This window comes from Kitasatospora sp. NPDC059722, from assembly GCF_042733235.1.
Taxonomy (GTDB): domain Bacteria; phylum Actinomycetota; class Actinomycetes; order Streptomycetales; family Streptomycetaceae; genus Kitasatospora.
On sequence record NZ_JBHWGD010000024.1, the window covers coordinates 38,972 to 47,871 of the forward strand.

10 protein-coding genes are annotated in these 8,900 nt (G+C 74.4%); 3 read left to right on the plus strand and 7 right to left on the minus strand.

Annotated features, from left to right (window positions below; genetic code table 11):
- Positions 1–18: 18 nt before the first annotated feature.
- From ACFV4F_RS17775 to ACFV4F_RS17805, 7 genes are all read right to left on the minus strand, one after another.
- The gene (locus tag ACFV4F_RS17775) at positions 19–1,050 is read right to left on the minus strand and encodes a sulfotransferase (RefSeq protein WP_380503421.1); all 1,032 of its coding nucleotides are present in this window, start codon (positions 1,048–1,050) and stop codon (positions 19–21) included.
- A 77-nt stretch (positions 1,051–1,127) separates the two neighbouring features.
- Positions 1,128–1,634: an SRPBCC family protein gene (locus ACFV4F_RS17780; RefSeq protein WP_380503424.1), complete on the minus strand. Its 507-nt coding sequence runs from the start codon at positions 1,632–1,634 to the stop codon at positions 1,128–1,130.
- Positions 1,635–1,791: 157 nt separating this feature from the next.
- Positions 1,792–2,445 (minus strand): serine aminopeptidase domain-containing protein, encoded by a 654-nt coding sequence (locus ACFV4F_RS17785; RefSeq protein WP_380503427.1) that lies wholly within the window; start codon positions 2,443–2,445, stop codon positions 1,792–1,794.
- 265 nt (positions 2,446–2,710) lie between these two features.
- Positions 2,711–3,052, minus strand: coding sequence for a hypothetical protein (locus ACFV4F_RS17790; RefSeq protein WP_380503429.1), 342 nt, complete (start codon positions 3,050–3,052; stop codon positions 2,711–2,713).
- A gap of 11 nt (positions 3,053–3,063) precedes the next feature.
- Complete coding sequence (locus ACFV4F_RS17795; RefSeq protein WP_380503432.1) at positions 3,064–3,501, minus strand: hypothetical protein; 438 nt, start codon at positions 3,499–3,501, stop codon at positions 3,064–3,066.
- Positions 3,502–3,633: 132 nt separating this feature from the next.
- Positions 3,634–5,169, minus strand: coding sequence for a sensor histidine kinase (locus tag ACFV4F_RS17800; protein WP_380503434.1), 1,536 nt, complete (start codon positions 5,167–5,169; stop codon positions 3,634–3,636).
- Positions 5,166–5,897 carry a response regulator transcription factor gene (locus tag ACFV4F_RS17805; RefSeq protein ID WP_380493896.1) on the minus strand — a complete coding sequence of 244 codons (732 nt, stop codon included), beginning with the start codon at positions 5,895–5,897 and terminating at the stop codon, positions 5,166–5,168. The genes ACFV4F_RS17800 and ACFV4F_RS17805 overlap by 4 nt, the downstream gene beginning before the upstream one ends.
- 602 nt (positions 5,898–6,499) lie before the next feature.
- On the opposite strand from ACFV4F_RS17805, the gene ACFV4F_RS17810 reads away from it, so the two are divergent.
- The 3 genes from ACFV4F_RS17810 (at position 6,500) to ACFV4F_RS17820 (ending at position 8,735) form a co-directional block, all read left to right on the plus strand.
- A complete protein-coding gene (locus tag ACFV4F_RS17810) occupies positions 6,500–6,826 on the plus strand; it encodes a hypothetical protein (RefSeq protein WP_380503437.1) in 327 nt (108 codons plus the stop codon).
- A 118-nt stretch (positions 6,827–6,944) separates the two neighbouring features.
- Entirely contained in the window at positions 6,945–8,321 is a 1,377-nt protein-coding gene (locus tag ACFV4F_RS17815; RefSeq protein WP_380503440.1) for a DUF4331 domain-containing protein, read from the plus strand.
- A gap of 87 nt (positions 8,322–8,408) precedes the next feature.
- Positions 8,409–8,735, plus strand: a complete 327-nt coding sequence (locus tag ACFV4F_RS17820) for a hypothetical protein (protein ID WP_380503443.1) — start codon at positions 8,409–8,411, stop codon at positions 8,733–8,735.
- Positions 8,736–8,900: the final 165 nt, after the last annotated feature.

Consider the following 8,900-nt stretch of genomic DNA (forward strand, 5'->3'; position numbering starts at 1 on the left):
CCGCGCCGGGCCCCGAGCTCACTCCGCGGGCTTCCCCAGGGACAGCTGCCCTTCGGCGCAGCTGTCCCGGAGCGCGTGCCGCTCCTCGGGGGACAGCCGTCCGGACGCGCCCCGGCGGCTGCCGTCGAGCATGCTCCGCGCGGTGGTCAGCCAGTCGGCGACCGGGTCCACGCCGATGAACTCGGCCAGGCGGGACAGCTCCTGGTCGGGGGCGTCCAGCAGGTCCTCGTAGACCAGGGTGGTCCGCATGGACGGGGGCACGGCCGCCAGGTGGGCGACGCCCTCCGTGACCAGGCGGGACCACAGCTCGCCGAACGCGGTGAGCGGGATGGCGCGGTCCCGCACCAGTGCCGGATCGAACCGTTCGCCGAGCAGCGGGGCGAGGTCGGGCGGCAGTGCCCGGACGTGTTCCTCGGTGAGCTCGAAGAACCCGGTGACACCGGAGCGTCGGAGGATCTCGCGCAGGAGCAGGATCGTCCGGTAGCCGGGGTGCCGGCTCATGGACAGGGCGCAGTCGGGGCCGGAGCGGACCAGGTGGACGAACCGGGCCTCCGGGAAGAGCGTCCGCAGGCAGGGGATCCACCCCGTCGAGTACCCCGACCGTTCCACCACGGCCGTACGGCCGAAACGGTCGCCCAACTCGCCGAACAACGCCCGGTACTGGTCGGCCGCGGGGCGCGAGGGCCACTGCCGGACCGTTCGTCCGAGGTCGTCGAACAGCTCGTCCGGACGGTCCGACACGTGCGGCAGCACCATCAGCAGGATCGCCGGGATCCCCGGAGCCCCGGCCGAGTACCGCCCGGGCCGCCGCGTGTAGAGGAACTCCGGCAGCGGGATGCCCGAGCGGATCATCTTCTCGAAGACCGGGTTCGGCTCCGCGAGCAGCTGCCAGAACTCCGCGCCCGACAGCGGCCGTTCCGGAATTCCCTCGGCGCCGACGGACGCGAGCAACTCGTTGAGGCTGAGCACGTCGGGGTGGACGTTGAGAACACGCGACAGCGCGGTCGACCCGCTGCGCCCTGTCCCAACGATGAAGGTCAACGGGCGCACGCTCTCCCCTTCCGGTGAAGTGGTCCAACCGTAGCGGTACTTGAGACGAAAGGGTGCCATCGGCTCGGGCGGTGGCCTCAGCGGTCCGTTCCGCTTGCCGTCGGGCCGGCCTCCAGCGAGCGCTTCAGCGCGGCGAGCGTCACCGTCATGTTCCGGCGGTTCCACTCCGCGCGGTCACCGGTGCGCAGCACGGTCTCCGTCGTCCAGGCGCTGACCCGGTTGCGGCGGTCCTGCCAGAACTGCTCCACCACCGTCACGCCGCCGTCCGCCTCGCTCCGGGTGAGCCGGAATCCCCAGCGGGCGACCGCGATCGGCCCGAAGTCGACGTCCCAGGCGAAGACGCGCCCCGGCTCGGCCTCCACGACCCGGCAGACGGTGTTCCAGCGGATGCCGCCCTTGCGGTTGTGCCCCTGGAAGCGCGCGCCCGGCACCGGAGCGGCCGGGCTGCCGCGCCACGCGGCACCGGTGCACTCGGGGCTCCACTCGCCCATGCGCGTCACATCGGCGACCGCGGCCCAGACGATGTCCGGCGTGGCGGCGATCTCCGTCCGGACGGAGACGGATTCGGGGCCGGCACTGGTCATGCGGAGTTCCTCCCATGGGTGTTCCGGGCATCGCACCGCGCGCGGGCTCCCCGCGTCAAGGTGCGCCGGGTCACAGCGCCGGCCGCGTGCCGTCGCTGTCGTCGACGGAACGGGCTTGGAGCCGCGTCGCCCGGGGGAGCAGATCCGGCCGGTCTCGCTAGTCGGCGTCCTGCGCCGGGTAGGCGTTCTCGGTGACGTCCAGGACCGCGGACGCGAACTCCGCGGTCAGCCGGTGCCATTCGCCTGCGCCGCGCAGCATCGTGTGACCGCCCCGGGCCATGGGGACGGCCTCGACGACGGCCCCCGCGTCGGCAGCCCGGCGGGCGAACTCCCATGCCAGGGCGGCCGAGGTGACGCGGTCGGACCGGTCGTGCAGGAGGAGCACCCGCCGGCCCTTCAGCTGGTCCACCGGATCTCCTGGCGGGCACCACGGGGCCAGCGCGACGACCCCGACGACCGGAGGACGGCCGGCCGCCGCCACGGCGGCCCTGGCTCCCATGGAGTGGCCGACCAGCAGCAGCGGAGCGTCCGGAGCGAGTGTTTCGAGCGCGTCCATCGCGGCCTGTGCGTCGGCCACGGGATCGGCGCGGGACCCGTTCCAGCCGCGGTGGCGGTAGCGGACGGACGCGACGACGGCACGGGGGAGGGGGCGGCGCAGGGCTCTGGCGAACAGGAGCATGCGCAGGGCCGGGAGGTTCGTGCGGCGAGGCGGCGCGAGGCCGTCCGAGCGGCCGCCCGGCAGCAGGAGCACCCCGGCGTCGGGCATGGCGGGCCGCTGGTGGATCCGCAGGTGCTCGCACGGGCGCGGCATGGGTCCTTCCGTTCGCTTCCGGGTGCGCGGTACACCGGGTATTCGTAGCGCCAGGCGGCGCGGATGGCTCTCGGGAAGCGATGGTGGTCGACGGGCTCGGGCTTGCGGCTACCGCCGGTCGGGCCCCGCGAAGGCACCGGTCTCGCAGGAGATCACCGGCCCGTTCAGGGGTGGGCCGGGCGCCTTCGGCTGGTGAGCGACGCGTCGGGGCCGTGGCTCGGCTGTTCCCCGTGCTTCGACGGGGAACAGCCGGAGCGCTCGTGGGTCAGGGGGTTGCGGTGTCCTGGGCGTCCTTGGCGGCGTCCGATTCGGCAGCGGCGGCGGCGCTGTCGGCGGCGTCCACCTTCTGTCGCATCTGGCCGAGCTGGTCGCCGCTCGCCGCCGATCCGCCGGCGCCCGCGGACGGTGCGCCGGCGGCAGGTGCGCCGCCCTTCCCCGTGGTGCTCCCGTTCGCGCCGCACGCCGTCAGGGCGAGCGCGGCGAGCAGGGCGGCCGTCATCGCGACGGCTCGCCGCGACAGCCGGCCGACCGGTACCGGTGCCGCCACCGACCTGCCGTCGACCGGGGCGGACGCCGTGCCGCGCACGGCCACGGTGCGCACGGCCACTGCGCGCACGGTCACTGCGCGTTCGGGGTGCCGAGGCCCTGCGAGGAGCACCAGCCGGCCACGGCGTTCAGGTCGCTCTGCCGCTGGGTCAGCGTGGGCACCAGGCTCTTGCGGTACGTCAGCCGGTCGTTGAGGTCGTTGTAGACCGCGGTGTGGCCGGCGGCCTTGGCGTTGTTCACCCGCTGTTCCAGACGGGCGATCGAGCCGGCCTCGGTGACCGGGCCGTTCAGGCGGTCCAGCGCCTTCTCGACCCGCTGCTCGGCCTTCGGCAGCCGCTTGCAGACGCCCTTCGCACCGTCGCCCTCGGGCGTCGGCAGCACCTTCGGCGTCGAGGAGGCCACCGGGGTGGCGCCGGGGGCGTCGGCCTGGGCCGGTCCGGCGAGGGCGATGAGGGTGGTGCCGAGAGCGAGAGCGCCGATCGCTGCGGCCGCCTTACGGTGGGTGTGCATGGCGAAGTCCTCCAGTTGCCACGGGTGGCAGGTCCGGCCGGAGCGTCGGGCGCTCCGGCTGAGCAGGACGGTAGAGGGCCTCTTTGTGGATTCCTTGTGAGCCGGCCGACCGGTTCGGCGCCCCGAGGAGCCTCAGCGGCCCGCACCGGTGGCGCGGATCCAGTCGCGGCGGGCCGGCAGGGGCAGCGTCGGGGCGTCCTGGCCGACCAGGGGCAGCCGGACCTCGACGCGGCAGCCGGTGCCGCCGGGCGACTCGGTGACCGTGACGGTGCCCCGGTGCAAGGCCACCTGCTGGGCGACCAGGGTCAGCCCCAGCCCCGAACCGGGGCTGTTGCGTCCTCGGTGGAAGCGGTCGAAGACCGCCGCCCGGTCCTGCGCCGGGATGCCAGGACCGTCGTCGTCCACGGTCAGCACGGCCTGCCCGGCCTCCCGGCGCAGTCCGAGCGCGATCCGGGCCGGCTCCCCGGGCCGGTGTCCGTGCACGGCCGCGTTGGCCAGCAGGTTGTCGCAGACGATCCGCAGTCCGGCCTCCCACCCGTGCACCCGCAGTCCGCCGACGTCCGCTCCGGTGAGGCCGGGGCCGGTCGTGTCGACGGTCACCTCCGGCCGTCGTCGGCGCAACTCGGCGACGGCGGCCGCGGCCGGTTCGGCCGGGTCGATCACCGCGAACGCCTCCTCCTCGACCAGGTCACCACGGGCCAGCGTGCGCAGGGCGGTGAGCAGGTCGAGCAGCCGCCGGTGGTCGTCGCGGAGGTCGGACAGGATGTCCGCGCGGTCCGCCGCCGGCAGGTCCGGGTGCGCGTCGAGCACGTCCAGGTTGGTCTGCAGGCTCATCAGCGGTGTGCGCAGTTCGTGCGAGGCGGCGGCGGAGAACGAGCGGGCGGTTTCCAGGGCCTGGCCGGTCCGGGCGACCTGGTGGTCGTACCGGGCGAGCGCGCTCTCCAGCGCGAGTGCGAGCTCGTCCACCTCGCGGATCCCGCTGCGCCGGTGGGTGAACCCGCCGGCGCCGGCGCGCGGGTCGAGCGCGGCGGCCCGCCGGCCCAGGCGGCTGAGCGGCGCGGTGGCGCGCCGGGCGAGCGCGTAGGCGAGCAGGCCGGAGGTCGGCGCGGCCAGGACGGCGGCCCACAGGATCCGCCCGCGCACCGCGTCCACCTGCGGGTTCGTCGCCGATACCGGTGCGGTGACCCAGAGCGTGCCGGGGTCGGCGCCGGTCACCGGACGGGCCAGCACCCGCCAGGCGCGGCCCTGCGCCCGCACGGTGACCAGGACGCCGGGGCTCGTGGGGGCGGGCTGCGGGAGCACCGCGGCCGGGCCCGGCACCGGGCCGCCCTCGGTGATCCGGTCTCCGTTCGCGTCCGCCACCCGGATGCCGACGTCCAGCGCGTCGTCGAGCAGGTTGCGGCGCTGGTTCTGCTCGACCCGGGGCCGGTCCTGCCGGGTGGCGCTCAGCAGTGCCCTGGTGGCGGGCAGCACGGCGGCGGCGCGGTCGCGCAGCCGGGTGTCCTGCTGGGAGCGCAGGTCGTGGGTGACCAGCCCGAGCAGCAGCGCGCCGGTGCCCAGCACGAGCAGTGGGACGAGCAGGGCCGCGCCGGTCGCGATCCGGGTAGCGAGGCTCATCGAGCGCCGGGCGGGGGCAGGGCCGGTCACGGGCTGCTCTCCGGTGCTCACGGGTGTGCCTCCGGCATCCGCAGCACGAAGCCGACGCCCCGCACCGTGTGGATCAGCCGGGGCCGGCCGCCGTCCTCCAGTTTGCGGCGCAGGTAGCTGACGAACGTGTCGACGGCATCGGTGCGGACCTCGAAGTCGTAGCCCCAGACCCGTTCGAGCAACTGGTCGCGGGTCAGCACCAGTCCGGCGTTGCGGGCCAGGTACTCCAGCAGCTCGAACTCGCGGCGGGTCAGCCGCAGCGGCTGTCCGTCCCGGCGGACCTCGCGAGCGGCGGGCTCGATCTCCAGCGGCCCGAACCGGAGGACCTCTCCGCCCGGCACGGCGGGCCCGCCGTACGCGCCGGCCTGAGGCCGGCGGCGCAGCAGGGCGTGCAGGCGCAGCACCAGCTCCTCCAGCGCGAACGGCTTGACCAGGTAGTCGTCGGCGCCCGCCTGCAGGCCGGCCACCCGGTCGGCGAGCTCGTCCAGCGCGGAGAGCATCAGCACGGGCGTGTCGACGCCCTGGTCGCGCAGCCGGCGGCAGACCTCGGTGCCGTCCACGTCGGGCATCGAGACGTCGAGGACCAGCACGTCCGGCGGTTCGGTGGCCACCAGGCGCAGCGCCGCCCGTCCGCCGTCCGCGGTCCGCACCGTGAACCCGCCGAGCCGCAGGCCGCGTTCCAGCGACCTGCGGATCGTGTCGTCGTCGTCCACCACCAGCACCGTCCCGGTGCCGTCACCGACCGCCATCGGGTTCTCCTCGCTCCCTTCCGGCCGCCGCCGGGGCGTCCACAGTGCCACGGGCTGATGAGAGCTTTCTCATCGAAGTCCCGCGCCCTGCGGGGCCCACGGCGTCCCCGGTTCTCACGCTCCCGTGGCAGGGGGTGCAGGGATCGCCCCGTGAAGCTGCACCCGGCAACGCCCGGGGCGGTCTCGGCGCCGTCGCAGGGTTCGGTACGCCGGTCCATCGGAAGCGCGGGCAGGTACTCGACCGGCCGGGAACGTCATCACGCACCGTCTTCGTGCCCGGGCGGCTGCGGGATGGGTCCGGGAGGGCTCAACTTCCCTTTTCACTCGGGCGGGTGAGCCGTTGGGTGCCGGTCTGCGGCGCGGCTGCTCCGCCCGGGTGGGAAGCGGTCGGGTGCGCTCGCGTGCCGCCTTGACCCTGGCATTCCAGGACCACTTCACTTCCCGGTGACCGCCCGGGAGTGCCTGGGGCCATGGCCGTCACTTCCATCGTCCATTCCTACTCTGCGCGTCGCCGAGACCGGTTCCCCGACCGGGGTGGGCGGCAGATCAGGCCGAGCCGGCGGCCCTTCCTTCTCCGTCCACACCAACTCGCAGGAGAATCCATGTCCCTGGAAACCCCCGCGGCCGACACGCCGCCCGAGGGCCTGTCGCGCCGCCACCTGATGCGCCAGGCCGCGGCCGTCGGCGCGGCCGGCCTCGCCGCGACCCTGGTCACCGGCGCCGGCTCGGCCACCGCTGCCCCGGACGCCGCCGCCGACGCCGCACCCGCCGGGCAGCCGAGCGGCGCGACGGTGCCCGACCACGACGAGCCGATGATCGTGCACGTGCGCGACCTCCGCTCCGGACACCTCGACGTGTACCGGGGCGAACGCCACCAGCGCATCGAGGACCCGCAGTTGGCCGCGGCACTCGCCCGCGCCCTCGCCTGACCGACCCCTCGCCCGACCGACCCCTCGGCGCCGGCCGGCCCCGGCAACCGCTCCCAGCAGGGCCGGCCGGTCGTCTCCCCCCCCCGCCCGCACACCCACCAGCAGCAGCGAGGTTCCTGTGTCCTCCCACCGCGAAGCCCCCGAGATCTCCAAGGACCCGGTCGCCGACAGCACCGACGTCTACGCCTTCGTCAGCCCCGACAACTGCGACACCGTCACCCTGATCGCCAACTACCTCCCCCTCCAGGGACCGGCCGGCGGGCCCAACTTCTACGAGTTCGGCGACGACGTCCTCTACGCGATCCACATCGACAACGACAACGACGGCCGCCCCGACGTCACCTACGAGTTCCGCTTCGAGGTCGAGGTCCGCAACCCCGACTCCTTCCTCTACAACACCGGGCCGATCACCTCGCTCGACTCGCCGAACTGGAACCGCCGCCAGACCTACTCCGTCACCCGCGTCGAGGCCGGCGAGCGCAGGCGCGTCCTCGGCGAGAACCTCACCTGCCCGCCGTGCAACATCGGTCCGCTCTCCACCCCCGACTACGCCTCGCTCGCGGGGGCGGCCGCCCACCGGCTGGACGGCGGCCGCACGGTCTTCGCCGGCCAGCGCGCCGAGGGCTTCTACGTCGACCTCGGCTCGATCTTCGACCTCGGCACGCTGCGCCCCTTCCAGCAGCTGCACGTCATGCCCGCGTTCACCCAGGCCGCCCCGGGCGTGAACACGACCAAGGCGCTCAACGTCCACAGCATCGCCCTCCAGGTCCCGATCACCGACCTGACGCGGGGCGGACGCAAGCCCGCCGACGTGATGGACCCGCACGCCACCATCGGGGTCTGGACCACCGCGAGCCGCCGTCGGGCCCGCATCATCGACCCCGCCGGGCACGACACCGAGTCCGGCCCCTTCGTCCAGGTCTCCCGGCTGGGCAACCCGCTGTTCAACGAGGTCATCGTCCCCATGGGGAAGAAGGACCTCTGGAACTCCCAGCCGCCGGCCGACGACAAGAACTTCGCCCAGTACGTCGCCGCCCCCGAACTGGCCAGGCTCCTCCCGGTCCTGTACCCGGGCGTCTTCCCCCGTCTCGCCGCCTACACCAAGCCCCGCGCCGACCTGCTCGCCATCCTGCTCACCGGCATCCCCAGTGGGGTCGTCCCCGGCTTCCAGAACTACACCGGTGACACCCAGGCCGACATGCTGCGCCTGAACGTCGCCGTCCCTCCGGCCACCAGCCCCAACATCCTCGGTCTGGTCGGCGGCGACGCGGCCGGCTTCCCCAACGGTCGCCGCGTCTTCGACGACGTCGTCACCGTCGAACTGCGGGCCGTGGCCGGCCTGACCCTGCCGCTGGTCGACCCGTCCTTCACCCCCGACGCGGCCACCAGCGCGATCACCGACGGTCTCACCCCCGCCGACGTCAAGAACCCCTACCTCACCGCCTTCCCCTACCTGGGGCTGCCCTACGACGGCTACAGCAACCCGTCCAGCTGACCCGGCACGTGCCGCGGTGCGGGCGCCCCGGCGCACTGCGGCACGGTAGCGGCCCACACACCCGGACAGGCGAGGGAGAACGAGCCCATGACCCAGCAGCACACCCACGCGCCACTGCCCGCCCCTTCCCGCGAGGGCAGCGTCGTCCTGGAGATCGGCGGCCACCTCGGCGCCCTGATCATCCACACCGGCCCGGCCGAGGACGGCCTGGAGATCGAGGTCAGCCCCACCGGCGACGACACCGCCCGCACCCACGCGGCCGTCCGCCCGCGCCACCTCGCCGGGCACACCACCCACTGCGCCGTCATCTCACCGCTGCCCGAGGGCGACTACACGGTCTGGCGCACCGCGGACACTCCGGACACCACCCTGGCGGTCCGCGGCGGCGAAGTCACCGAGCACCACTGGACGTAGGGCATCGGCCGCCACCGGAGGCGGTCGAGAACATGCGACGGCGCGGTCGATGCGCTGCACAGCCGGGGCGGGCCCGCGCCCCGGACGGCGGCGGGGGGGCGCGGGCGGCCTGAGTGGGGGGTTAGGCGGCGGCCCCCCCGGGGTTGAGCAGGGGGGGGTGGCCGC